Below are 22,448 nucleotides of genomic sequence, written 5' to 3' on the forward strand. Positions count from 1 at the left end.
CGTGCCGTTCAGCCGACCGCGTCGACGACCGGTGGGCGGTGAGCGGCGATCCACGACTCAACGTCCTCGGCCAACCACACGTTACCCATCGACAGCTGCGCGACCGGCGCCGGGAAGTCCCGACGGCTGGTGAGCTGATACACCCGCTGACGGCTGATCGAACCGAGCATGACTCGGATCTCGTGTGCCCCAAGGAGCCGCAAGGTCTTGGCAGCCATACCGTCACTCTAGTCGTGTGACTGCTGGTCGCTCGAACCTGACTCATGTCAAGTCATAAGGTGCGGGGCCCGCCCCGCGGACCAGCGACCCCTGACAGGCGCGCCGTCCAGCGCGTCTTCCGTGTGCATCCCATCACACCCGACGCGGTCGGTGCTGCGCTTGGGGCCTTGCAAGGTGGGCGGGCTGGGGAACTACGCAGCGAGATCGACCCTTCTGTGACCTGAAGGCCCCGCGGCCTGTTGAGCAGTCGCCTGACCCGCGCACACAGCCGCCAAAGAAGTGGCAATAGCCAACAACTTCTTGTGTTCAATGGTCGATAGCGCCACACTGGGTAACCGTCCATTGTGGGCCGCCGATAGTCGTAGATCACCAATATCGGTATCAGTGTCGATGGGTGGATCCGGCAAGCTAGGCTGCGCGGTCGTCCGGCAGTGACTGTGCTGTGCGACCGCTTCTGACCTGGGGAACGAATTGATAAGGCTTGCTCGATCGCGGATGGTGGTGGGCGTCGTCCTGGCGGCCGCGGGTGCGGGATTGCTCGGTGTGACGCCGGCGTATGCCGTCGGCGGTACCGCGAATGTGCCGAACGATGCGTACGGTTTCGCCGCGCGGATCGACGTCAGTGGGGTGCGGGCCTGCTCGGGTGCCCTCGTCGCACCGCAGTGGATTGTCACGTCTGCGGTGTGTTTCGCCGAGCCGGGCCGGCCGGTGACCGCCGGTGCGCCGCCTCGCGCCGCGTCGGTGACCGTGGGCCGGGTGGTGAGCGCGGCGAAGCCGCTGGCCGTCACGAAGATCGTGCCGCATGCCGAGCGTGACATCGTGCTGGCCAAGCTGCAGTCGCGGGTCACCGGCGTCACTCCAGTGCCGATCGCGAAGAGTGTGCCGACCATCGGTGAGGTGCTGCGCGCGGCGGGGTTCGGCCGTACCAAGACGCAGTGGCTGCCTGACGAGTTGCACGTCGCCGCGTTCGCGGTGCGAGGTGTGCGGGTCAATGCCCTGGATCTGACTCGCCAGGACGCCGCCGCGGGGATCTGCAAGGGCGACGCCGGCGGGCCGTTGATGCGCGAGGCGGCAGGCCGGGTGGAGCTGGTCGCCATCCACCGCAGCGCCGGGCAGAGCGGCTGCCTCGGCTCGTCGGATGCCGGCAAGGACGCGGTGGACACCCGCCTGGACGACGTGGCCGGCTGGATCACGCAGACCACCGCGCACCCCACCGAGAACGTCCGGGCGTTCTACGGCTACGACGGGGCGCGGACCAGCCTGTTCACCTTCACCGGCTCGCCGGTCGCTCCGGCGCAGAGCTGGGACTCCGGGCCTAACTCCTGGAGCGGTGCGCGGGTCAAGGCAGTGGAGGGCGACTTCGACGGCGACGGCACACAGGACGTCGCCGCCTTCTACAACTACGACAACGCGCAGACCAAGCTGTGGCTGTTCTCGGCCGCCGACGGCAAGACCGGCTCGAAGCTGGCCTGGGACTCCGGTCGCGGTAACTGGGACTGGAGCAAGGCGGACTACGTCGCCGGTGACTTCGACGGCGACGGCCGCGACGAGATCGCCGGGTTCTACGACTACGGCAACGCGCAGACCAAGCTGTTCGTCTTCGACGACATCGCCGCGACGGTGACCAGGCGGATGACCTGGGATTCCACCGCGAGCAAGTGGGACGCCAACCGGGCCAAGCTGGTCGCGGGAGACGTCGACGGCGACGGCAAGGCCGAGATCGCCGCGTTCTACAACAACGACCACGCGCAGACCAAGACCTACCTGTTCGCCGACGTGACGGACAAGCCGACCCCCGCACAGGTGTGGGACTCCGGGCGCGGTAACTGGGACTGGAGCAAGGCGGACTACGCCGCAGCCGATTTCGACGCCGACGGCCGCACCGAGATCGCCGGGTTCCACCAGTACGCCGACGCGCAGACGAAACTGTTCGTGTTCGATGACATCGCGGGCCGGATCACCAGGCGCATGACCTGGGACTCCACCGCGAAGGCCTGGGACGGCAGCCGCGCGAAGATCGTCGCCGGGGATGTCGACGGCGACGGTAAGGCCGAGATCGCGGCGTTCTACAACAACGACAACGCGCAGACCAAGCTCTTCCTGTTCACCAACGTGACCGACCAGCCGGCCCGGCGGATGGCCTGGGACTCCGGCCAGAACAACTGGGACTGGACACGGATCCGGCTGACAACCGGCTCCTGACACCTCAACGACTAACGGCCGCCTGCCTGCCGGTCACGACTTTGACTGGCAGGCAGGCCTGCGCCCGCACTTCGCGTGGTGTAACACCTCTCACGGCGCATTTCAGATAGTGGAGTATCGAACAGTGAAGACTTTCAATAAATTGCTTACCGCGGGACTCGCGCTTGCCACCGCCGGTGCGGCCATGATTGGCCTGACGGCGACCATGGCAAACGCCGAGGACAATCCGGCCGATGCGAATGCGGGTTCCCTCGTGGAGGACTACACCTATCCCAACGGGGACGCCACTCCGGGCATCAAGCTTTTCCGGGGGAACGGGCGCATCCTTCTCGTGGAATGCGCCAAGGGCGGCGCGAACCTGGTGCGCGTGCGTAGCTCCGTGCAACTGGCCGAATTCTGCTTCGAGGTGAAGGGCCCGGAAGGATACCTCGCTCTGGAGCTGCGGCAGACCTACCAGATCCGCCGCCACGGCGCACACAAGATCGAGGCGGAGGTCACCATCAACGGTGCCCCCCAGCCCGAGCCGGTCGCGGTCCCAGAGACCACCTGGGCCACACTGCCGGTCACTCCCGGAGCCGGAAACACCCTGGTCGAGCTCCGCTCGAGCAAGTAGCGCGCCCACGGCGACTCGGCGACAGTGACCCGCTGAGGACCATAAGCGAGCCCCGTAACCGGGAAGCAAGCCTGGTGCGTCGGAGTGCCCGTGGATATGCACACTGGCCAGGCGCATCGCCTTGTCGCCTCATCGATCCTGACGGTTTGACCAACTAGGCCACGTGGATGGCAGTCACCCTGCTGCCGTTGCGCTGGCCTACGTCGAAGCTTCTTTCCGCCGTGGCTGCATCAGTCGGTGCAGCCACGGCACTCGCCTTCCTCAGCGAAACCGCCTCGACCGCGAAGCCCATCGTCTTTTCCATGCCTGTAGCGGGCGTCTCACCTCGATTGTGGAGGATTTGTGGTGTTACCTAATGGCCGTAGTCCGGCGCGCCGATGGCGGCGGTTGATTTCAGCGCTTTCAGTGCCGACGTTGCTCGCCAGCCTGGTTGCGGCTCCGGCAAGAGCAGGAGAGCCGGATTGGGAGGTGACGTCGGACGACCGCGCCGATGTCGTGTACCTGGCTCGCTCCGGTGGCCCGGTGACCGCTGGAGCGGCACGTGCGGCGTTGCTCGGGTCGGATGACGATCTGCGTCGCTTTTTGGATGAGGGGTGGGACGAGGCCAGGGTCCACGATGACCGAGTCCGGGCTGGTATGGCGGGCATCATCGGTGGGCCGGTGGTTGCCGACGCGGCGTCTGCGGCACTGGACAGTGGCGACCCCGCGGATGTGCGCAAGTTCCTGACCTCAGGTTTCGACGAGGCGTGGATTCATGACGAGCGGATCCGGGTCGGTGACGCGATCAGGACTGGTGGTCCGCATGTCATCGACGCGGGCAACCGCGCGTTGGATGCCGGTGATGACGCGGTCGCCGAGTTCCTGTCCGAGGGGCTGGAAACCGCGCGGGTGCACGACGACTTCTACGCGGCCGGGATGATCGTCAACGCGGGCGGGCCGGCGGTGCAGGCGGCCGGTACCGCGGCGTTGGACGGCACGATCGACGATGTCCGCGAGTTCCTGGCCCGGGGTCAGTACGTGGCGCAGGCGCGGGACGAGGAGATCGCGACGCTTTCGCAGCTCGCTGCACAAGCCAAGGCGGCCCGTGATCAGGCGCGACGGGCCACCGCGGCGGCGAAGGTCCTGGCGCGCAAGGCGTCCAAGAAGGCCGTCGCGGCGGGCAAGGCGGCCAAGACCGCGGTACGTGAGGCAGCGGCGGCCAAGAACTCCGCGCAGCGTGCGGCGAGCGCTGCCAGGCGGGCGGCCGACGCGGCGGCACAGGCTGCCGATGCGATGCGCGAAGCGATCGGAGCAGCGCGGGCGGCGAACCAGGCGGCGCGGGTGGCGGCGAACGCGGCTTCGGCGGCGGCCTCGGCGGCCGCGCGGGCCGGGCAGGCCGCTTCCCGGGCGCGGGATGAGGCCAATGCGGCGTGGAAGGACAAGGCCAAGGCCGGTGATGCGCGTAAGGCCGCCGATACCGCGAACGCGGCGGCGCAGAACGCGCAGGATGCCGGCGAGGCGTCGGTCCAGGCCACGGTCGCGCTGGAAGAAGCGTTGAACGCGGTCCGGGCCGTGGTGAGCGCGGCCGGCAACGCGGACCAGGCTGCGGCCGCCGCGGATGAGGCCGGTCAGCACTCGGCGCAGGCCCAGGCGCAGGCCGCCCGAGCGAAGCAGGCGGCTGCCCGGGCGAGGATGTACGCGGGGCAGGCCCGCCGGGCGATGCAGGAAGCCGAGCGCCTCGCTGCCCGGGCGAAGGCGGCGGCGCAGCAGGCGGGTGCCGCGGCGAGGGACGCCGCCGGGCACGCCCGCCGCGCGGCCGCGGCGGCGAAGAAGGCCGCCGACAATGCCGGGCAGGCCGCGGACCTGGCCAAGGACACCAACGCCGAAGCCGCCGAGGCGCAGGCCGCGGCGAAGATCGCCACTGACGCCAGCATGCAGGCCGTGGAAGTGGCCGCCACGGCGCGGGAGCTCGACGCCGAACGGTTGCGGCTGGACACCGAAGACGCCATGCAACTCGCCCATGACGCTGCCGCGGAAGAAGCAGCGACGCCGGAGCCGGAACGGACCGACATACCCGAGCTGCAGCGCGTGGATGCCGAAACCACCCGGCTGCTCGCTGAGGCATCCGCCGCCGGGGCCTCCGTTGAGGTGATGCTCGACCGAGGTCGCCGGGCTGCGTTGCGGCTGATGGACGCCGGCTCGCCGTGGACGCGTGCCGCAGCCGAGCAGGCCCTGGCCGGCGGTGAGCTGGAGATGCGCCACTTCCTGACCACCGGCCGACTGGCCGCGGCCGAGCAGGACGACCGCGCCCGCGTTGGTCTGCTCGCCGAGCAAACCACCCGGCCGGCACAACGCGCCGCCGCGGAAAAGGCGCTGACCGGCACACACGCCGACGTGGTGCGATTCCTGACCACCCAAGACTACGAAGGCAAGGTCCACGACGACCGCATCGCGGTCGGTGACCTGATCCGCGCCGGTGGCCCGACCATGCAGGACGCCGGTAACAAGGCGCTGGACGGCACCGCGCAAGACGCCGCGGAGTTCTTGCGCACCGGCCAGTACGAGGCCGCCGAACACGACGAGAAGATCGCCGTAGGCGACCTCGCCCGCACCGGCGGACCGGAGGTCAAGGCCGCTGCGAACATCGCGCTGGAAGGCACCGCCGCCATGCGCCGGGCTTTCCTCGAGGTGGGCCAGCACCGGGCCGCCGAACGGGACCAGGCCGCGGCGATGCACGCCGCGACCGCCGCACGTTACGTCGCCGACGCCGCCCACTCTGCGGCTCTGGCCCGTGAGGATGCCGCGAAGGCTGCCTTCGCAGCGGCCAACGCCAACCGAGACGCCGCCAAGGCAGCAGCGAGCAAGAAACTTGCCGATACCGCGGCACAGCAAGCTACCGTCGCTGCCGGTGATGCCGCCAAGTCACACGCGCAGGCCAAGAAGTCAGCCGACCAAGCCGCCACCTCCGCCAAGACCGCCCGCACGGCAGCGGCCCGAGCCACCAAGGCCGCGAATGCCGCCGACACGTCAGCGGCGCACGCCGCCGACTCCGCCGTCCGCGCCGCCAAAGCCGCCCAACGCGCCCGCGACGCCGCCGACAACGCCCGCAACGCCGCACTTGCCGCCGGCAAAGACGCCACCGCCGCGTTGAAGGCCGCTACAGACGCGGAAAAGGCGGCCCAGGCCAAAGAGAACGCCGCCGCGAAACAGCACCGAGACAAGCAACAGCAGCAAGGCGGCTTCACCTGCAAGGACAGAGAGGCCGCACTGGAGCCACTGTGCGGCGCGAGATTCAGCAAACAACTGGGTATCACCGATCTCGAGTGCCCCTCCGCAATGCATTTCGGCAACGGAATCTGCGGTCCCGCCGAAACGGCGGCCTGGGCACAGCTGAACAAAGATAAGGCCGAACGGACGCGTCTGCGCGCCCAACTCGCCCTGACCACGTGCGGAATGGTCGACGCGTACGGCATCGGCACCTTCTGCGACGGCACCGACGTACTCATCTCCGCCATCAACGGCGACTGGGGCGACGCCGCACTCGGCGCCTTCTCCATGATCCCGTTTGTAGGACTCCCGGGCAATGTCATGCGAGCGCAAGAGCTCGTCCGTGACCTCGACAAGCTTCGGAAGAAGGCCTGCAAAACGAAGAAGGCTGACAGCTTCGGCCCCGACACACCGGTTCTACTCGCCGACGGCAGCCACAAGCCCATCCGCGACATCCGCCCCGGCGACCACGTTCTCGCCACCGACCCGCAAACCGGCACCACCCGGCCCAAGCCAGTTACTGCACTGCACCGCAACCTCGACACCGACCTCGCTGACATCACAGTCAGGTCGACTGGTGGCCGCGACGCAGTCGTTGAAACTACGCAACGACATCCTTTCTGGAACGACACCAGCAAGCGGTGGGTGGATGCTCGGGAGTTGACGCCCGGCGCTAAGCTGCGAACTCCAAATGGGACGAGCGCGACGGTCGTCAATGCTCGGCTGCATGTTGGTGAGCGCTACATGCACAACCTCACTGTCGCCGACATCCACACTTTCTACGTGGTTGTCGGGAGGGCGTCTGTACTTGTCCACAACTTCAACCGGGTCTCGCTGAATCTTCAGCTTGCTGCACTACCGTGTAACGCGCCGCCGGGCACAACGATCCCGGTACGCAAACCCGCGACGGTGGGATGGAGCACCACAAAGAGCTACAGGAAGACGTTCTTCAAGGCCCACCCGGAACTGGAAAAAAAGGTATGGGTTCACCACGCAGTCGAGCGAGACGTCTTGAAGAGGTATCCCGGCCTCTTCAAGGAAGAAGAGCTGCACTCCTTAGAGAACCTACGGGGCGTCCCCAAGAGGGTAAACAGCGACGTTCACCTGAGCGAGATCCGCGTCCTGTGGAATAGGTTCTACGATTCGAACCCTGCGCCGACTCGGCAGCAGGTACTAGACTACGCAACATACGTAGACGATCAACTGGGTGACTACTTTTCGCCGCGAATTAGGTGAGGCAAGATGTGGGTTGAACTGGCATTGAGCGTTTATCCTGAGGTCGAACTTTTTGAGCGCGCACGCTCGGAAGACATCGATCGGATTGAGCGAATCGTAGGAGCGCCCCTTCCGGCCGACCTACGCGGCCTGCTTCTGGAAACCGACGGAATGCTTGGCGAGTACTCTCTTGATGTGGTATGGAATGCTCGGCGCATCGCCGACGACAACGCGTCATTCCGGGCCAACGCCTCGTTTGCTGACCTGTACCAGCCCTTCGATGACCTACTCTTCTTCGGTGACAATGGGGGAGGTGACCAGTTCGCGTTCATGCCGCATGATCCGCAAGCTGGCGTCATTGTTTGGCAACACGAAAACGACAATCGGCGAAAGGTCGCCGAAGATTTGTCGGATTATCTTCGCAAGATTCTGTCGTCAGAAGGGGACGAGTGGTACGACGAGTGACGCGTACTGCACGATAGGAACCCGCGACTAAACGACGAATCGGGTCCCGTCGCACAACGCCGTAGCTAAGATGCTTACGGCGTTGTGCGACGCTCCGGCAAACGAAGAAGGCCGCGGTGCTAGAAGCGGAGTGGCTACGCGAGCGGTACCCGAACGGTCTGCTCTGACCTTGACGCGCGCGGAACGTTCGCTCAGACATGATCGACAGCGGTCGACAAGGTCGCTTATCGTGCCGGGATGGTCACGGAATGGCGAGATCGGATCACGCGGCTGGTCGACATGCTACGACGCTGGTCGGAGCAGCCGCACGGGCAGCGCATCGCGGGACGGTCGATCCGGCGGCGGTGGGTGGTGTTGGTGCTCCTGCCGACCCTGCTCGTGTGCTGCGGCGGGTCCGTGGTCGCCGTGCCGGTGGCGTGGGTGTGGCGGCTGACCGCCGAGGCGAGCCAAGGGGCGGTGTCGCCGGACGTCGCGGCGAGCCAGTACCTCCAGGCGCTCAGCTACGGCGAGGACGAAGGCCTGATCACGGTGCTCGACGACGAGCGCGAGGAGGAGCTGCTCACCAGCTGGCGGGCCTACCGCAACGCGATGACGCGCAGCGAGGCGAGCCGGTTGAGTTTCGGCACGCTGACGGTCGAGCCGATCCAGGAAGGCCGGGCCGCCGTGACGGTCGACGTGACCGCGGTCTGGTGGAGCTCCAGCGGCGGTGCGTTGAGCCATCAGAGCGAGCCGCTGACGTGGCGTTTCGAGACCCGCGACACGGACGACAAGTGGCAAGTGGCCAACGTCGAAGCACCCGCATGGTGCGGTAGGTACGTCGCCCGGTGCCCAGAAGAGGCGGCTAACACGCCCAACACCAGCAGCTCGCCGTCGAGCCCATCTCCGGCGCCCTCAGAGGACCTGGTGAAGCATCCGCGCTCAATGCTCAGGTGTGGGCCGAACGATCCGTTCCGGGCGCTGCACTCCTGCCCGCCGACCTCCCAGCCAGTGCCGAGCTCGTCCTGACGAGGCGCCCACCCGGACACAGCGATGCGCCTCGACACCGGCCGTTGTGCCAGGCTAAGCAGCGGCCCGTCCTACATAAGTGAAGCGTTACGTGGTGAAATCGAGCGCGGGAAGACGATAGATGGCGACCCGCATGGCGTGGAGTTTACGTACGGCTTGACGCCTGTCGCTCGTGGCTCGGCTGCTTGGGGCTACGACCCTCATGTTCGAGCCGCTCTCTTTCCAACGGGTCGCTGAAAAAGCGCACCTGATCCACGGTGTCGTAGGTTCACGACTCGTACGGCATCGAATCCCTGCCGCGCATAATATGCGTGCAGCGGTTCGTTGGTTCGCCAGGCATCCAGTCGGAGCAATCTCTTGCCTCGGGTCGCAGCCAATTTGTCGGCCTCGTCTAGCAGCTTACCTCCGACATTGTTTCCAGACGCGGAGCGGGCGACGACCATCCGATGCACGTACAGAGCGTCGGATGGATCGTCGTCAGCAGCCCAGAACTCGGGATCGGCGAACTCATCCACCGTCATCATGCCAACCTGTCGCCCCTCGATCTCGGCTACGTAGCACTCGCCTCGCTCGATCGACGGCAGGAGCTTAGTTCGGATCCTATCCGGAGTATTGGCTGCCCACTGGTTTGAGCCCTTTTTCGCAAGCCACGAGCGGGCTTCCTCGTAGAGCGCGACTAGCGCCTCCAGATCGCTAGTCACCGCTGGACGGATAGCAAGGTGTGTCATTTCTTATTCGCGTCCATTCCGTCACGCTCGTAAACAATGACGTGGCGGTCCCCGGGCAGAATATTTACTACTACTCGAACAGGCGTGCCGTCAGGGCACAACCCCGTACATATATGGCAAGCTATGGGCGTTCCAGGAGCTAGCTCAAGGCGCCGGATCTCGTCCGGCGTTGGCATGCGCAAATAGATTTCATCTAGCGCGCGGACCTGTGGATAACCGCTTTCGGCTAGAACCTCGTTCGCCCCCCGGGCGATATCCACCGGCCGCATGATTTCAGTGTCTTGCACGAACTTGAGTGGGTAATAGCTATCGTTAGTATTGAACGGCTCACCGTCGAGGTACCGAATGCGACGACGGACGGCTGCTAGTTCACCCTCGGCTAGCTTGAGTCGTTTCTTGACGTCAGCCGGCGGGTCGACGATGGAAACCTCAATTCTCTGCTGGGGTTCCCTGCCATCCGCCGAATGGTCTGCCATGAAGCGGTCCATCTCTGGCGTCTTGGGCTGTGGCCGAAACTCCTGCTGAGGACGATAGAACAGGGGCCGTCGCTGGCGAACGAAGTAGCCGCGGGGCGCCTGCGGAACGATCAAGCCCTCGTTCACTAAGGCCGTCAGCGCCTGCCGGACGGTCGCTCGGGCGACGCCGTACTGGGTGGTCAAGTCCGCCTCGGTGGGGAGGCGAGCGTCTGGCTGGTACGTGCCGTCCGTGATCTTCGACCGCAGATCTTCTGCGATCTGCGCCCACACCGCCGCCTTACTTTGCCTGGTCACAGCCACGCCGCGCCTCCTCGCCGAACTCTGTCTAGACAGTTTAGGCAGAAGCCCTTGACATTGCATCGGTCAATCTGGCAGCTTCATCACACCAACATTGTCTAGTCAGTACAGACGGGCTAGTCGGTACAGCCAGAACAGGGGCGCGAGCGAGGCGGCTTCGGCCGCGCCGGCCGTAGCTGCTCTGCCTGGTTGCTCGCTTCACGGGTCTTTGAGAAGTCGATAGTGACGTTGACTAGCTAGAACGTTGATCTAGCGAGGCGTGGACCGGGCTGTCCTCCGGTCTGGGAGCGTCGTCATACCGGCGAGTGAGTGCACCTCGCCGTGTGGCGGCCGGCGTGGGGTGGAACCTGCGTCGCTGCCTTGAGCCGTGGTTGAACCCACGGGGAGCGGGCGCCGGAGAAGGACGGATGTCCACGTCGCATTTCTGCGGCCAGCTGCGCTGAGTGGCGTGACCTCAGCGCGCCGCCGCCCACTTTCTGATCTTCCTGCTGTCGATCGAGCTGTTGGAGGCGTGTTTGCCATGGCTTCTCTCGCTTCGCTCGTACGCGTTTCCGCACGTCAGAGCGCCTGCTGGCGCGAGTGCAAGGGCTGCGCCGACCTGGCGCCTTTGGCGCCGGACGAGACCCACTGCCAGGGCTGCCGCGCCGGGCGCCGCCGGGTGAACACCCGTCGCCGGCTGCCGCGGGCCGCCTGATCCTTCCGGGAAGGACACCCGCTAACCCATGAACGACTTCGACTTCTCCGCCGTGGAGCCGTCGGCCGCTGATCTGGCGGCGATCGAGTTCGAGGAACCGCTGATCAACGCCGAGATCGAAATGTTGAACGCCGAGATCGGCATCCTGTACGCCGCCGAGCGCGGCGGCCCGACTCCGTTGGACTGGCGTCGCCTGCGTCGCGCCAACCGGCGCGTCATCCGGGCCGCGCTCGACCTTGACGCCGTGGCCCGCGCCCCGCACGGCACCCGCCGAAACACCCTGTACGGCGCGGCGCGAGGCGTGGCCCGGATGGTCGCCGCCGGATCCCTCACCCCCGCCGACGCCTACCAAGCGCTCTACGACGCGGGCGTCCGCGCCCAGCAGACCCACCGCGACATCCATGCCGCCATCCTCGGCGGGTTCCGCGCGGAATCCGTTGTCCCGCCAGGGATTGCGGCGTGAGCACCCGCCGCCACCGCTGGCAACACCGCGATGCCTACAACGCCCATTGCGAGAACTGCGGCACGTGCGCACAGAAGCGGCCCTCGCCGTACGGCCGTCGCTGGTTCACCGAGTGGCGACTACCCGACGGCAGCTACCGCGACAACTACCACGGCGAGCGCACACCGCCGTGTGAACCCAGGATCGGAGAACCGGCATGACACAACCACACCGGATCATCGAGGGAATCGCCATCCTCGACCGGCTCCACGCCACCCGCCTCAACAAGCCGCAGGCGGTGGCCTGATGAACCTGCGCAAGCTCGCCGGTCTGGCCGTGGGCGCGTTCGCCGTGTTCTACGCGATCACGAACCCGGCCGATGCCGCCGACTTCATCCGCACCGTCGCGTCAGGAATTGGCGCGTTCGCGTCCGCCCTCGCCGACGGAGGGGGCCGATGACCGCCGCCACGATGCCCCGCACCGCCCGCCCCGCCCGGACGGCGCGTAGCGCGTACCCGGCCGCCGTGGACGACCTGATCCCGCTGGCCCGCGACTACGCCACCGAGCTGCGCACCATCCCGACCCGCAACCAGCTCATGAAGCGGTTCCGGATCGGCGCGCCAAAGGCCAAGACCCTGCTCGCCGCCCTGGCACCCACACCCGCCGAGACCGAAACAGCACCGCTGCACCCGAACCTCGTTGTGGAGGACGAAGCGGCCACGATCGTCGCCCCGCCGCCGACTGGGACGGCTCCCGACGTGCCCGGCGGCGACCACGGAGCCGAGGCACCGTTGATCGGCACGGACACCCGCGGCCCCGAGCTGGCCGAGTTCGCCGCGCTGTTCCGGCCTGGCTGCGACACCGGTGCCGGCCCGTCGGACGATGACGCACCGACCGACGAACCGGCCCGCAGCGATACCCGAACGGCGCAGCGCACCCGGGCGGCCCGCTACGGCATGGGCGTACTGCTCACGGTCGTCGGGGTGCTGCTGGCCGGGGTGATCGTCGCCCCGATCGCCTTGTCGAGTCAGGACATCATCGCCTGGGCCGACAGCCCGACCGGGCTCGGCCTGGCCGGGCCGTGGCCGTGGGTCACGTTCTTCGCGCTGGACGCCGCCGCCGCGGTGTGTGTCGGTCTGGTCGTCTACTGCGCCTGGCGCGGTGAGAGCGCGGGGGTGTTCGCCTGGCTGGTGTGGGCGTTCGCCGGCATGAGTGCGTACGCGAACTACTCACACAGCTCCGGTAGTACGGCCCGCGATGCGGTGTGGTTCTTCCCCGCCATGAGTCTGGCCGGGCCGTTCCTGCTGGAAATCCTGGTGCGGCGGGTGCGGCGCTGGGTGCAGGAAGGCACCGGCCGGCGCACCCGGCACCACGTGTCGTTCGGCCTGCCCCGCTGGATTCCCGGCGTCGGCGCACTGCGCGAGACCTACGGCGCGTGGCGGCTGGCCCGCCTCGACGGCATCAACGACGCCGACCACGCCGTACGCGAGTACCGGCGGCTATGCCCGGACGGCTCCATCCGGGTCCTGTCCGCCCTGCGCGCCAGAGACCAGCACTGAATTCGCCCGGCGACACAGCCCACAGCCTGCAAGCACGTGCTGTGCCGCCGGTCCTCTCCGCCAGTCACGAAGACCTTTGGGAGGTCACCAGTATGGCAAGCAACCTGTTCGGCCCGGGCGCCCGCCCCGAGCGCAGCGCCCACGACGTCAAGGCAGCCCAGGACGCAGCGCACGCCGCCGACGCCCATCGCATCCGTACCGGCGCGGCGGCCGGGCGTGACCGCCGCTCGATCGGCAAGAGCGGGGGCCGCTGACCATGGCGTTGACGAAGAAGACCCATGGCCACGCCTTCGACAAGAAGGGCCGTCTGGTCATCACGGACGAAACGTTCAACCCGCGCAAGGGCTCCCTGGACTTCGAGGGCACGACCAAGCGCCGCTTCGGTCTGGGTGACTCGATCCGCACTTTCATGGCCGGCCGGTGATGCGCCGCCGCCCGCGCGACCCGGCCGCAGCCCGTCTGCTGGCCACGGTCGCCTCCGAGTCTCGCCCGTACACCGACCCCGCCGCGAGCTACCCCCGCGCCCGCGCCTACCAGCGCATCCGCGCGCAGGTCTCCACGCCGGGCCGCTGACGACCTCCGCACGGGACCGGCAGCAAACGCCGGTCCCGTGCGGTGGTCGCCAGATCGGCGCCCAGGAAGGAGACCCCCTCATGGCCAGCAAGCAGACCTGCAGCACCTGCCGGGGCACCGCCAAGTGCCGTACCTGCAACGGCTCCGGCAAGTGGTGGTTCGCCGGCAAGTACGTGGCCTGTTCCGGCTGCTCCGGCACCCGGCTGTGCGCCGCCTGCGGCGGGCGAGGACGCCACTGATGGACGTGAACCCGCACACCACCGGCAGTACCGACGTGACGGAGAGACCCGCCATGGATGGCCCCGACAAGACCCACCGCGCCTACCACACCCTGCGCGCCGACCTGCTCGAGCTGCACGGCTGGGCCGAAAGCGCGCTCAACACCGACCACGACCGGCAATGCATCGCCGAGCACCTGACCCGCACTCTGTGGGCGCTGCTGACCGACGTGACCCCGCCGATCCCACCGTTCCCCACCGAGGCCCGCACCTACACCCACCCCGACGTGCTCACCATCGGCGTACGCGACGGCTGGGCCGACCCGGAAACCGACCCCCGGCGCATCGACTGGACCGCCCGGCAGGCCGCCGCCGCGATCCCGTTCGAAGTCATCAACGGACGACCGGTCAACCCGTGCGAGAGCACCGGCATCCGCCACGGCCGCAACCAGCTCGGGCATTGGGGCGAGGCCCTGGCCGCCGACGCCATGGTGACCGCCACCGACGGCACCGGCGCCCGCTGGCTACTCATGGTCGAACGCAGCGACGGCCACGGATGGGCACTGCCAGGCGGCTTCGTAGAGCCGGACGAGGACCCGGAAGACGCCGCCGTGCGGGAGCTGTCCGAGGAGACCTGCATTCTCCTGCCGGACATCGCCGACTCGCAGGTCGATGCACCCCGCTACGTGCCCGACCCGCGCGCCAGCGACGAGGCATGGATGGTCACCGTCCTGACCCGCATCGACCTCGGCACCTACCCGTCCCCGGCCGACTTCCCGCCGGTACACGGCAGCGACGACGCCGCCCGCGCCGCGTGGCTGCCCGCCCACGACTACCGCACCCTCACGCGCTGCCTGGCCGGCCTCGGTGCCGAGGTGTTCCCCGCCCACCGCCAGATGCTCGCCGACGCCCTCGCCCGCTAGCCCCGCCGCCCCACCGGAAGAGGTGCACCCGATGAACCTCAAGCCTCTGGCCTTGATCGCCGCCGCTGTCGTGCTGGTCCTGCCGGTCCTGTCCGGGTGCCGGGCGCAGCCCGGCTCGTCCGGCGCGACCGGTGTCGTGATCGACCACCACCGGTGGAAGTGCTCGGTGCGCAACGTCGACAAGTGCCGCCGGCACTCCATCACCATCCGCGAAACCAGCGGCAAGACCGACAAGGGATGGGTGTCGCGCGAGGTCTTCGACGCCTGCCAGATCGGCGACCCCTGGCCCGCCTGCAAGCCCTGAACCCCGACCCCGAAGGAGCACGAACCGTCATGGCCAAGCACCGACTCACCGACGAACGTGCCCTCGCCGAGCGCACGGTCGCCGACCTCGACCGGCTCTGCAAGGACTGCGGCATCGACAAACAGATCCGCGCGCTGATGACCCCCAAACAGCGCGCCGACCTGGACCGCACGCTGCGCGACCACGCGCGCCACACCCGCCGCTAGCTGCGCCCGGCGGCACGGCCCCAACCGCCAAGTCAAGAGCCGTGCCGCCGGTCTCCACCCCGGTAAGCCCATCGCTTCAGACCTACGGGAGAGACCCTGATGGTGCCAGACACCACCGCCCACCTCGCCACGTTCGCCGCCGTCTTCGTCGCCCTGTTCGTCGCGCACCAGGTCGCCGACCACTGGATCCAGACCGACCACCAGGCCCTACACAAAGGCAACCCCGGCCACGCTGGACGGCTGGCCTGCGCCGCTCACGTCGCCACCTACACCGTGACCGCCGTCATCGCCCTGCACACCGTGCGGTTCGTGCTCGACTTGCCACTGCATCCGGCGCAGGTCGCTGCCGGGCTGACCGTCTCGGCGGTCACGCACTACTTCGCCGACCGGCGCGCGCCCCTGGCCGCGCTGGCCCGGCTGGCGCGCCTGGACGCCTTCTACGCCCTTGGACATCCCCGCGCGAGCCGCGACGACAAGCCGTGCATCGGCACCGGCGCCTACGCCTTGGACCAGTCCTTCCACTACCTGTTCCTGTTCGTCGCCGCCCTGATCATCGCCTGAGGGCTCTCCGTCGGTATGGGCACCGGCACAACGCCGCAGCTACCACCGCCCGGCGGTGTACCGGTCCGACCAGACCCGCTGGCCTCGTCCGGCGGCACGGCCTCTGAGCCCGGTCGCCCGTGCCGTGCGACCGGGCCTCGCGTCTTGACCCACGGCATCGGAGAGGACGGCATGGTCGCGCAGCTCATACCCCTCGCAGACCCAGGCACGACTACCTGGAAGGAGACCGCTCGATGAGTACTGCACCGACTCCGGATCCCGACCCCGACGCGATTGACCCGACCGCGGCTCGAATCGTGGACTTGAACCAGCGTCGGGAGGCCCGCGCCGCCGCCGCGGAAGGTCTCGCCGCCACCGACGTTGCTGACGGTGAGACCGTGGAGGCGCCCACGGTCGAGCACGGTGCGCCGGTGGACCCGCCGGACCCGCCCGCCGATCCGCTCGGATTCCTGGACGTGCGCCGGGTGCCGGTCCTGCCGGATTGGGTGAGCGATCCGCAGACCCGGCGGGACACGATGCGCCGGGCGGTGGCCGCGGCCGGCTATCACGCCGGGGTGCACGCGGCCCGGCTGCCGCTGTACGTGGTCCTGGTGGCCTGGTACGCGCCGCAAGGCCTGTCTCGGCTGATCGGCAAAGTGCTGGGCTGGACCAGTGCGGAGGTGGGCAACTGGGGGTTGCGGCAGGACGCCGCGACCCGTAACGACGCCAAGACGTGGCTGGAACTGGACCGGCACCGGCAGCGGCAGGCGTCGTGGCGGTGGTGGGTCACCAGCGCCGGCCTGCTCGCCGCGATCCTCGCCGCACTGGTTCTGGTGTCCGGGCTGACGCCGTGGTGGGCGCGGCTGGGAATCGCGGTGGCCGGGCTGATCGGGCTGGCCCGCTACGGGCGGCCGATCGACTCGCCGATCCTGGCCCGCACGGTCATCCGGGCGAGGTACCGCAAGCTGACCGCGGAACTGACCCGTAAGGGCATCATGGCGACCGGGCTGGTTAAGCAGCCGCAGGACATTGTGTTCCCGGCCGGGATCGGCGAGATCCGCCGCGAAGGTCCCGGCTACCTGGCGATCGCTGACCTGCCGGACGGGGTGATCGCGGTCGACGTGGTCGACAAGCGGGAACAGCTCGCCGGTGGGCTGCGGCTGCCGCTGGATCAGGTGTGGCCCGAGACGATGCCCCGCGAGCACCCGGGCCGGCTCGCGTTGTGGGTGGCCGACAAGCCGGTCTCGGCGATGCGCCAGCCCGCCTGGCCGCACCTGTCCGGCGGAACCACGGACTACTTCAAGGAGTTCGTGTACGGCTTCGACCCTCGGATGCGGCGCGTGATGTACCGCATGGACGAGCGCAACAGCCTGTTCGCCGGGTTCCCCGGCTCGGGTAAGAGCCTGTCCGGGCGGGTGTGCTGCTCGGCCATGGCGCTGGACCCGATCGTGCAGTTCGCCATCTTCGACCTCGCCGGCCGCGGCGACTACGACATGTTCGAACCGCTGTGCGCCCCGGGCCTGTTCGGCTCCGGTGCGGACGAGGGCACCAAGCAGGCCGCCTACCGGATGCTGATGTGGCTGGTCAAGCAGTGCGACGAACGTGGCCCGATCATCAAGAAGTGGGCGCAGCAGGGCCTCAACACCGAGAACAAGCTGAACCGGGCCATCGCCCTGCGCGGGTGCGGCCGATCGTCGCGCTGATCGACGAGATCCAGGAGTTGATGAACGATCCTGACCTGGGCAAAGCCGCCCGGGCCGCGGCGACCAGCGTCATCAAGCGGGGCCGGGCGCTGGGTATCCACCTGATCCTGGAAACCCAGCGCATCGACAAGGAGTCGCTGCCCAAGGGCGTCACCTCCAACATCGCCCTGCGCACCTGCTTGGCGGTGCCGTCGCATGTGGAGGTGGACCTCGCGCTCGGCACGGGCGCGTTCCGCCAAGGTGCGCGGCCGAACCAGTTCGAGATCGGCGTGGACGCCGGGTGGGGTGTGCGGGTCGGGATGGGGCCGATGACCACGGTCCGGGCCGCGTACCTCGACCGCAAGACCGTGGAGAAGATCTGCGACCGCGGCCTGAGCTTGCGCGGCGGCAAGCGTGATGAGGTCGACCTGCCACCGGCGCGGGACATCCTCGCCGACCTGATCGACGTGTGGAACGCCGGGGAACGCGGCCAGCACTGGGACACCCTCGCCGCCCGCCTGGCCGAGCGGTTCCCCGACGCCTACGCCACCCTCACCGCCGAAGCCCTCTCCGCCCTCGTGCGCGCACTCGACATCGAGTCACGCAACGTCAAAGCGGGCGGGGTTACCCGGCGTGGCATCTACCACGCCCAGCTCGTCCAGGCGCTCGACGACCGCGACCGTAGCGGCAGCGACGAGCACGACACCGAAAACCCGCAAGCGGGGTAGCAGCAGCGGTAGCGGGGCGGCGAAAGGTAGCGGCAACGCTACCGCCCCGCTACCGCGCCCACCTGGAGCAACATCCATCAGTAGCGGTAGCGGCCCGGGTCGCTTACCGCCCGTCACCCTGCCCGGAGCACCCCTGATGACCCTCGCCGTTGCCGCTACCAGCACCAACACCAGCCCAAATGGCTATGCCGGAGTTGCGATGATCCTCCTTATTGCAGTGTCCGGCTACGGAATGTGGTGCTGGATCAAACCATTCGCGGACTGTGACCGCTGCGACGGCCGCGGCACCAGCCCACGCCGCCTGTCCGACTGGTGGCGCTACCACAGCAGACCACCCGCACCCCGCGCCGCCCGCGGCGCCCGGCAATGCCCGCGCTGCCGCGGCACCGGCCTACGCCTGCGCCTCGGCCGTCGGGCGGCAAACCACCTGATCCGCCGCTACCGGCACAGCCACCCCCGCACCACCCGACCCGTGAAGGAGAACCGGCACCCGTGAACGCCTCCCACGACCCCGGCGGCCCCGTCGACCCCGACCAGCACTGGTGGCCCCGGCTGGCCGACCGGATCAACCGGTGGTGGATGGACCGCGAATCCACCCGCCCCGCCCTGCGCGAGATGGCCGCCATCCCACCCAAACCCGCACTCGCCGCGATCCTGGCCGGCACGGCCGTGCTGGTGTTGCTGATCGTGGCGCTCGTGTGGTGGCTCATTGCGGCTATCACCGGCGTCATCTCGGCCATCGCGGACGCGATCCGCGAGACCAGCGGCCACGCCACCGACACCGCCGTCAACGATCTCACCACCTGGTCGATCACCCGCACCATCACCGACCCCGTCCACACCTACCTGAGCACCCACGCCGCCGGCCTGCCGATCGCCGGCGAAACGCTGTGGTGGACGTGGCTGGCCACCACCGGCGGGATGCTCCTGCTCGCCACCCTCGGCTCCCGCGGTGCCCGCCTCGGCTGGCCCCTGACCGGCGCCCTCACCACCGCCATGGTCTACACCGCCACCCCGACAACCGGGCAGACCGTGGCCGCCGGACTCGCGATCACCGTATGGGCCGTGCTGTCGATCGCCGCCTACAACCGGCTCACCGCGCTGGAGCGGGCGCCGCTCATCCTGCGCCTTCCCATCCCGCACCGCCCCCAGCCCGACAAGGACTGACCACCCAGCCCGGCGCGGCCCGCAACCACGGGCCGGGCCGGGCCCTGCCCGAAACCGAGGTCAGCACCCCCCCATGCACGCCCTGCGTCGCCTCACCGAATATCTCGCCGACCGCATCCACGCCCGCGGCGACGCCGCCGCGGTCGCCGCCGGGCTGACCGTCACCCGCCTGCCCGGCGGACGCCGCCGCATCAGCCACCCCGACCTGCCGGCATGGCTGGACGCCCGCCGCGCCGCCGCCGTCCGCCACGGCCTCGACCCCGCCGACCGGGCCCTGCTCGACCCCGCCACCCGCGCCGCCCTCAACACCACCCGCGGCCAGATCACCGCCGACCATTACACCCGGAAGGCCGCCTGATGACCTCCACCACCGCGACCCCCGCCACCGGCACGCAGACCAGCGACCTACCCGACCGCGACAGCTCCGCGCCGCCGTGTTGCGTTCCCTGCTGGCCGTGACCGACGCACACGACCTGTCCCTGCCCGCCGACATCGGCATGAACGACCACACCGACCGCGGCGGCTACCGCTACCTGGTGTTGCGCATGGACCGCAACGCCACCCACGACTTCCACCGCTGGGCGGCCGTGCTCGGCCTCACCGCGCAGGAACCGTCCGACTTCGACCTCGACACCACCCGCCCCTGGCGAGCGCTCACGGCCCGCCAGCACGACCCCGACGGCCTGTTCACCGGATGGGGGCTGATCGAGGTCTCCTGCTACCTCGACCTGCCAGCGCGCGCCCAGATTCCGGACGGTGCCGTGTGACTGCCACGATCCCGGCCGGGGTGATCCCCGCCGTCGAGCGCGGCATCGGGTTCGTCGCCGTTGCCGTGCAATTCCCCGCCGAACCGGTCGCCCACCGTGTCACCCGGTTGTTCCACCGCCCGGACGGCACCCAGGGCGGCATCCCGGTCCGCTTCGACGGTACGGAGCCTATCCGTATCGAGATCCGTCCCGCCTGCCGCCCAGACAGCGATCCCGCCGAACGGCTCTACGAACTGTCCGTCCCGACCGCACTGGCCCGCGGCGCCACCGCGTGCGGGCACGGCGACTGCTTCGGAGGCGCCGCATGAACATCCGCCTGATGGGCGACGGCGACCAGGTCGCCGCCGCCGTCGCCGTCCTGGAAACCCTGCCCGGCCTACGGATCGCCTCCGTGTCCCGGCCGTACCCCAACCGGCGCGACCCCGAGCAGATGCGCATCTACCTCGACGCCGAGATCACCCATGTACCCGTCGGCGGGGACCAGCGCGCCGTCGAGGCCATCGAGCCGGTCGAATGACCGATGCCGGCCCGGCCGCGCTGGTCTGCGCGGCCGGGTGCGGCATCGCACTGCACCCGGCCGCCGCCGCGGGCGGGCACACCACCCACCCCGGATGCGACCTCACCGCGCAACCCGGTGGCGGACCGCCGGTGTTCCGCTGGCTGTGCCTGGCCTGCGGTGCCAACGGCCCGGCCGACTCCGCCCCGCACGCCGCTCACCTCGTGTGGGTGCACGATGTTTTCGCATGCCCGGCCGCACCGGCGATCAGCGCCGAGGAACGCACCCTGCGCGTCGCCCGCCGCCGCGATCTCTCCCGCCGCTATCCCGACCAGGCGCCGCCCGGTCACCCGCCGATCGAGAAGGAGGGTTTTCCTCGACCCCGGCCCGCTGCGGGCCGCCGCCCTCGGCCACCCCACCCGCGGCTGGCACGTCTTCCTACTGCGTCCCGACAACCGGCCACACGATGGCGAGCACCCGAAGAAGCCCGCGTTCCCCCCGCTGCCGCGAGGGACACCCTGGGTGGAAACCTCGCGCCATCTGCGACCCGGACCGCATCGGCGCGGCGTGGCAGCGCATCCCGTACCCCATCGGTATCGCCTGCGGCCCTTCCGGGCTTGTGGTGATCGACCTCGACGTGCGCCACCCGTCACCCCGCCCGCCAACTGCGAGGTTGCGGACACCGGCCTCAACGCAAACATGTGCTCGGCCCGAGATGTTCGGGCCGAGCACACTCTGCTATCCGGCCGATCGCGGCGTAGGCGTTGGGGCAGGACCAGCAGCCATCTGTCTGCGGAGACGCTCGACCGTGCCGTCCAGGTGCTCGATCATCTGGGTGATGGCGTCAAGGTCGTGGTGATGTCGCTCATGAACCTCGCGATCGGCGATCCAGACGCCACAGTGGTGGCAGCTCTCACGGCCTGGGGCGACCAGGCCGTCACTGAGCTCGACCGCGATGGGATGGGCGTCGTTCTCGGCGTGAATCCACAGTTCGCGCCAGCCGCTGTCGCTGTCCGGGTCGACTCCCAGGGCGCGCAGGACGCGCTCCAGGTTGTCCCAGGCGGGTGGCTTTCTGGCGTTGAAGATGCGACAGATCGTCGAGGCGGAGAGCCCGCAATCCTTGCCGATCACGCGGTAGGTGGGCCGGCCGGCCTCGCGATGCGCCAGCTCGAGGCGCCGCAATAGCCGGGCGAGACCTTCGCCGCCTTCAGGGGTCGGTTCTCCGTCGGAGGGACCAGTAACGAGGGTGAAGAGCGCCATATCGTTGCCACGGCCCCGTCCGCGGCTCCGCCCGGGACTCGCGGCGGCGCTACGGACGGGGGCATCACCGTGGCTGCACCCCCCGTCGTGGGGTGCAGGTGCGCAAGACCCAGGCGGTCACCTCGCCGGCGACAAGTCCGGCGCCGCCGGAAACGGCGGCCGCGTCGCTGATCGCTTCGCCTCGCACGAGCAGGATCATCGCGAAGGCGCTGACAGCGGTGGCAATGGCCAGCGTTGGCAGCAGGCCGCCGTCGGTGAGCACCCGCCGGGCGATGGCCACACTGAGCATCGTCACACCGCCCGCGAGCAATAGGGCATCGGTGACCTCGTGGCCGGTCAGCAACATCGCACAGGCGCTACCCAGGACCAGGAACACCACGATGACCGCGGGCCATGCCGGGAGGCTGTCATCTGAGCGGTCCC

The 22,448-nt window shown here is 68.8% G+C and carries 28 protein-coding genes and 1 pseudogene; 24 read left to right on the forward strand and 5 right to left on the reverse strand.

Going from position 1 to position 22,448, the window contains the following annotated elements; genetic code table 11:
* Positions 1-8 precede the first annotated feature (8 nt).
* Positions 9-218, reverse strand: a complete 210-nt coding sequence (locus tag IEY99_RS26980) for a helix-turn-helix transcriptional regulator (RefSeq protein WP_189206896.1) — start codon at positions 216-218, stop codon at positions 9-11.
* 496 nt (positions 219-714) lie between these two features.
* Here IEY99_RS26980 and IEY99_RS26985 point away from each other — a divergent pair, with 496 nt between their 5' ends.
* The 5 genes from IEY99_RS26985 (at position 715) to IEY99_RS27005 (ending at position 8,965) form a co-directional block, all read left to right on the forward strand.
* Positions 715-2,421: a trypsin-like serine protease gene (locus tag IEY99_RS26985; RefSeq protein WP_268245151.1), complete on the forward strand. Its 1,707-nt coding sequence runs from the start codon at positions 715-717 to the stop codon at positions 2,419-2,421.
* 124 nt (positions 2,422-2,545) lie between these two features.
* A complete protein-coding gene (locus tag IEY99_RS26990) occupies positions 2,546-3,034 on the forward strand; it encodes a hypothetical protein (protein ID WP_189206898.1) in 489 nt (162 codons plus the stop codon).
* 468 nt (positions 3,035-3,502) lie between these two features.
* A complete protein-coding gene (locus IEY99_RS26995) occupies positions 3,503-7,516 on the forward strand; it encodes a polymorphic toxin-type HINT domain-containing protein (protein WP_189206899.1) in 4,014 nt (1,337 codons plus the stop codon).
* Between the two features lie 6 nt (positions 7,517-7,522).
* Positions 7,523-7,960 carry an SMI1/KNR4 family protein gene (locus IEY99_RS27000; protein WP_189206900.1) on the forward strand — a complete coding sequence of 146 codons (438 nt, stop codon included), beginning with the start codon at positions 7,523-7,525 and terminating at the stop codon, positions 7,958-7,960.
* Positions 7,961-8,197: 237 nt separating this feature from the next.
* Positions 8,198-8,965, forward strand: coding sequence for a hypothetical protein (locus tag IEY99_RS27005; RefSeq protein ID WP_189206901.1), 768 nt, complete (start codon positions 8,198-8,200; stop codon positions 8,963-8,965).
* 200 nt (positions 8,966-9,165) lie between these two features.
* Here IEY99_RS27005 and IEY99_RS27010 read toward each other — a convergent pair whose 3' ends face one another.
* Both IEY99_RS27010 and IEY99_RS27015 read right to left on the reverse strand, forming a co-directional pair.
* A complete protein-coding gene (locus IEY99_RS27010) occupies positions 9,166-9,666 on the reverse strand; it encodes a GNAT family N-acetyltransferase (protein ID WP_229799286.1) in 501 nt (166 codons plus the stop codon).
* 23 nt (positions 9,667-9,689) lie between these two features.
* Complete coding sequence (locus IEY99_RS27015; protein WP_229799287.1) at positions 9,690-10,469, reverse strand: GntR family transcriptional regulator; 780 nt, start codon at positions 10,467-10,469, stop codon at positions 9,690-9,692.
* 719 nt (positions 10,470-11,188) lie between these two features.
* On the opposite strand from IEY99_RS27015, the gene IEY99_RS35010 reads away from it, so the two are divergent.
* The 19 genes and pseudogenes from IEY99_RS35010 to IEY99_RS35315 all read left to right on the forward strand — a co-directional run.
* Positions 11,189-11,623, forward strand: a complete 435-nt coding sequence (locus IEY99_RS35010) for a DUF6284 family protein (protein ID WP_268245152.1) — start codon at positions 11,189-11,191, stop codon at positions 11,621-11,623.
* Positions 11,624-11,908: 285 nt separating this feature from the next.
* Positions 11,909-12,061 (forward strand): hypothetical protein, encoded by a 153-nt coding sequence (locus IEY99_RS27030; protein WP_189207055.1) that lies wholly within the window; start codon positions 11,909-11,911, stop codon positions 12,059-12,061.
* On the forward strand, positions 12,058-13,161 hold the full coding sequence (locus IEY99_RS27035; RefSeq protein WP_189206904.1) for a DUF2637 domain-containing protein: 1,104 nt from the start codon (positions 12,058-12,060) through the stop codon (positions 13,159-13,161). The genes IEY99_RS27030 and IEY99_RS27035 overlap by 4 nt, the downstream gene beginning before the upstream one ends.
* Positions 13,162-13,253: 92 nt before the next feature.
* Positions 13,254-13,415, forward strand: coding sequence for a hypothetical protein (locus IEY99_RS27040; RefSeq protein ID WP_189206905.1), 162 nt, complete (start codon positions 13,254-13,256; stop codon positions 13,413-13,415).
* A 2-nt stretch (positions 13,416-13,417) separates the two neighbouring features.
* Positions 13,418-13,585 (forward strand): hypothetical protein, encoded by a 168-nt coding sequence (locus IEY99_RS27045; protein ID WP_189206906.1) that lies wholly within the window; start codon positions 13,418-13,420, stop codon positions 13,583-13,585.
* Entirely contained in the window at positions 13,582-13,734 is a 153-nt protein-coding gene (locus IEY99_RS27050; RefSeq protein ID WP_189206907.1) for a hypothetical protein, read from the forward strand. Before IEY99_RS27045 ends, IEY99_RS27050 begins: the two co-directional genes overlap by 4 nt.
* A gap of 80 nt (positions 13,735-13,814) precedes the next feature.
* Positions 13,815-13,973 carry a hypothetical protein gene (locus tag IEY99_RS27055; protein ID WP_189206908.1) on the forward strand — a complete coding sequence of 53 codons (159 nt, stop codon included), beginning with the start codon at positions 13,815-13,817 and terminating at the stop codon, positions 13,971-13,973.
* Entirely contained in the window at positions 13,973-14,875 is a 903-nt protein-coding gene (locus IEY99_RS27060; protein WP_308427090.1) for an NUDIX domain-containing protein, read from the forward strand. The genes IEY99_RS27055 and IEY99_RS27060 overlap by 1 nt, the downstream gene beginning before the upstream one ends.
* Before the next feature lie 31 nt (positions 14,876-14,906).
* Complete coding sequence (locus IEY99_RS27065) at positions 14,907-15,179, forward strand: hypothetical protein (RefSeq protein ID WP_189206909.1); 273 nt, start codon at positions 14,907-14,909, stop codon at positions 15,177-15,179.
* A gap of 29 nt (positions 15,180-15,208) precedes the next feature.
* Entirely contained in the window at positions 15,209-15,385 is a 177-nt protein-coding gene (locus IEY99_RS27070; protein ID WP_189206910.1) for a hypothetical protein, read from the forward strand.
* A gap of 96 nt (positions 15,386-15,481) precedes the next feature.
* Positions 15,482-15,946 (forward strand): DUF3307 domain-containing protein, encoded by a 465-nt coding sequence (locus tag IEY99_RS27075; RefSeq protein ID WP_373293449.1) that lies wholly within the window; start codon positions 15,482-15,484, stop codon positions 15,944-15,946.
* A gap of 233 nt (positions 15,947-16,179) precedes the next feature.
* Positions 16,180-17,628 carry a hypothetical protein gene (locus IEY99_RS27080; protein ID WP_229799288.1) on the forward strand — a complete coding sequence of 483 codons (1,449 nt, stop codon included), beginning with the start codon at positions 16,180-16,182 and terminating at the stop codon, positions 17,626-17,628.
* Positions 17,607-18,335, forward strand: coding sequence for a hypothetical protein (locus tag IEY99_RS34560; RefSeq protein ID WP_229799289.1), 729 nt, complete (start codon positions 17,607-17,609; stop codon positions 18,333-18,335). Before IEY99_RS27080 ends, IEY99_RS34560 begins: the two co-directional genes overlap by 22 nt.
* Before the next feature lie 492 nt (positions 18,336-18,827).
* Positions 18,828-19,502, forward strand: a complete 675-nt coding sequence (locus IEY99_RS27085) for a hypothetical protein (RefSeq protein ID WP_189206912.1) — start codon at positions 18,828-18,830, stop codon at positions 19,500-19,502.
* A gap of 73 nt (positions 19,503-19,575) precedes the next feature.
* Positions 19,576-19,860 (forward strand): hypothetical protein, encoded by a 285-nt coding sequence (locus IEY99_RS27090; RefSeq protein WP_189206913.1) that lies wholly within the window; start codon positions 19,576-19,578, stop codon positions 19,858-19,860.
* A gap of 97 nt (positions 19,861-19,957) precedes the next feature.
* Positions 19,958-20,269, forward strand: coding sequence for a hypothetical protein (locus IEY99_RS27095; protein ID WP_189206914.1), 312 nt, complete (start codon positions 19,958-19,960; stop codon positions 20,267-20,269).
* Positions 20,266-20,577: a hypothetical protein gene (locus IEY99_RS27100; protein WP_189206915.1), complete on the forward strand. Its 312-nt coding sequence runs from the start codon at positions 20,266-20,268 to the stop codon at positions 20,575-20,577. Before IEY99_RS27095 ends, IEY99_RS27100 begins: the two co-directional genes overlap by 4 nt.
* Positions 20,574-20,786 carry a hypothetical protein gene (locus IEY99_RS27105; RefSeq protein WP_189206916.1) on the forward strand — a complete coding sequence of 71 codons (213 nt, stop codon included), beginning with the start codon at positions 20,574-20,576 and terminating at the stop codon, positions 20,784-20,786. The genes IEY99_RS27100 and IEY99_RS27105 overlap by 4 nt, the downstream gene beginning before the upstream one ends.
* Before the next feature lie 445 nt (positions 20,787-21,231).
* Positions 21,232-21,357: pseudogene (locus IEY99_RS35315) on the forward strand (hypothetical protein); the annotation flags it as partial.
* 146 nt (positions 21,358-21,503) lie between these two features.
* On the opposite strand, the gene IEY99_RS34570 reads toward IEY99_RS35315, so the two are convergent.
* Both IEY99_RS34570 and IEY99_RS27115 read right to left on the reverse strand, forming a co-directional pair.
* Positions 21,504-22,025, reverse strand: a complete 522-nt coding sequence (locus tag IEY99_RS34570; protein WP_229799290.1) for a helix-turn-helix domain-containing protein — start codon at positions 22,023-22,025, stop codon at positions 21,504-21,506.
* A 64-nt stretch (positions 22,026-22,089) separates the two neighbouring features.
* Positions 22,090-22,401, reverse strand: a complete 312-nt coding sequence (locus IEY99_RS27115) for a hypothetical protein (RefSeq protein ID WP_189206917.1) — start codon at positions 22,399-22,401, stop codon at positions 22,090-22,092.
* Positions 22,402-22,448 lie beyond the last annotated feature (47 nt).

The organism is Couchioplanes azureus, assembly GCF_014648355.1.
GTDB classification, from domain to species: domain Bacteria; phylum Actinomycetota; class Actinomycetes; order Mycobacteriales; family Micromonosporaceae; genus Actinoplanes; species Actinoplanes azureus.

Coding starts and splice junctions, on each gene's coding strand:
- IEY99_RS26980 (WP_189206896.1), bottom strand. CDS start 218: ATGGCTGCCAAGACCTTGCGGCTCCTTGGGGCACACGAGATCCGAGTC.
- IEY99_RS26985 (WP_268245151.1), top strand. CDS start 715: ATGGTGGTGGGCGTCGTCCTGGCGGCCGCGGGTGCGGGATTGCTCGGT.
- IEY99_RS27000 (WP_189206900.1), top strand. CDS start 7,523: ATGTGGGTTGAACTGGCATTGAGCGTTTATCCTGAGGTCGAACTTTTT.
- IEY99_RS27005 (WP_189206901.1), top strand. CDS start 8,198: ATGGTCACGGAATGGCGAGATCGGATCACGCGGCTGGTCGACATGCTA.
- IEY99_RS35010 (WP_268245152.1), top strand. CDS start 11,189: ATGAACGACTTCGACTTCTCCGCCGTGGAGCCGTCGGCCGCTGATCTG.
- IEY99_RS27030 (WP_189207055.1), top strand. CDS start 11,909: ATGAACCTGCGCAAGCTCGCCGGTCTGGCCGTGGGCGCGTTCGCCGTG.
- IEY99_RS27035 (WP_189206904.1), top strand. CDS start 12,058: ATGACCGCCGCCACGATGCCCCGCACCGCCCGCCCCGCCCGGACGGCG.
- IEY99_RS27040 (WP_189206905.1), top strand. CDS start 13,254: ATGGCAAGCAACCTGTTCGGCCCGGGCGCCCGCCCCGAGCGCAGCGCC.
- IEY99_RS27045 (WP_189206906.1), top strand. CDS start 13,418: ATGGCGTTGACGAAGAAGACCCATGGCCACGCCTTCGACAAGAAGGGC.
- IEY99_RS27055 (WP_189206908.1), top strand. CDS start 13,815: ATGGCCAGCAAGCAGACCTGCAGCACCTGCCGGGGCACCGCCAAGTGC.
- IEY99_RS27060 (WP_308427090.1), top strand. CDS start 13,973: ATGGACGTGAACCCGCACACCACCGGCAGTACCGACGTGACGGAGAGA.
- IEY99_RS27065 (WP_189206909.1), top strand. CDS start 14,907: ATGAACCTCAAGCCTCTGGCCTTGATCGCCGCCGCTGTCGTGCTGGTC.
- IEY99_RS27070 (WP_189206910.1), top strand. CDS start 15,209: ATGGCCAAGCACCGACTCACCGACGAACGTGCCCTCGCCGAGCGCACG.
- IEY99_RS27080 (WP_229799288.1), top strand. CDS start 16,180: ATGAGTACTGCACCGACTCCGGATCCCGACCCCGACGCGATTGACCCG.
- IEY99_RS27090 (WP_189206913.1), top strand. CDS start 19,576: ATGCACGCCCTGCGTCGCCTCACCGAATATCTCGCCGACCGCATCCAC.
- IEY99_RS27105 (WP_189206916.1), top strand. CDS start 20,574: ATGAACATCCGCCTGATGGGCGACGGCGACCAGGTCGCCGCCGCCGTC.
- IEY99_RS34570 (WP_229799290.1), bottom strand. CDS start 22,025: ATGGCGCTCTTCACCCTCGTTACTGGTCCCTCCGACGGAGAACCGACC.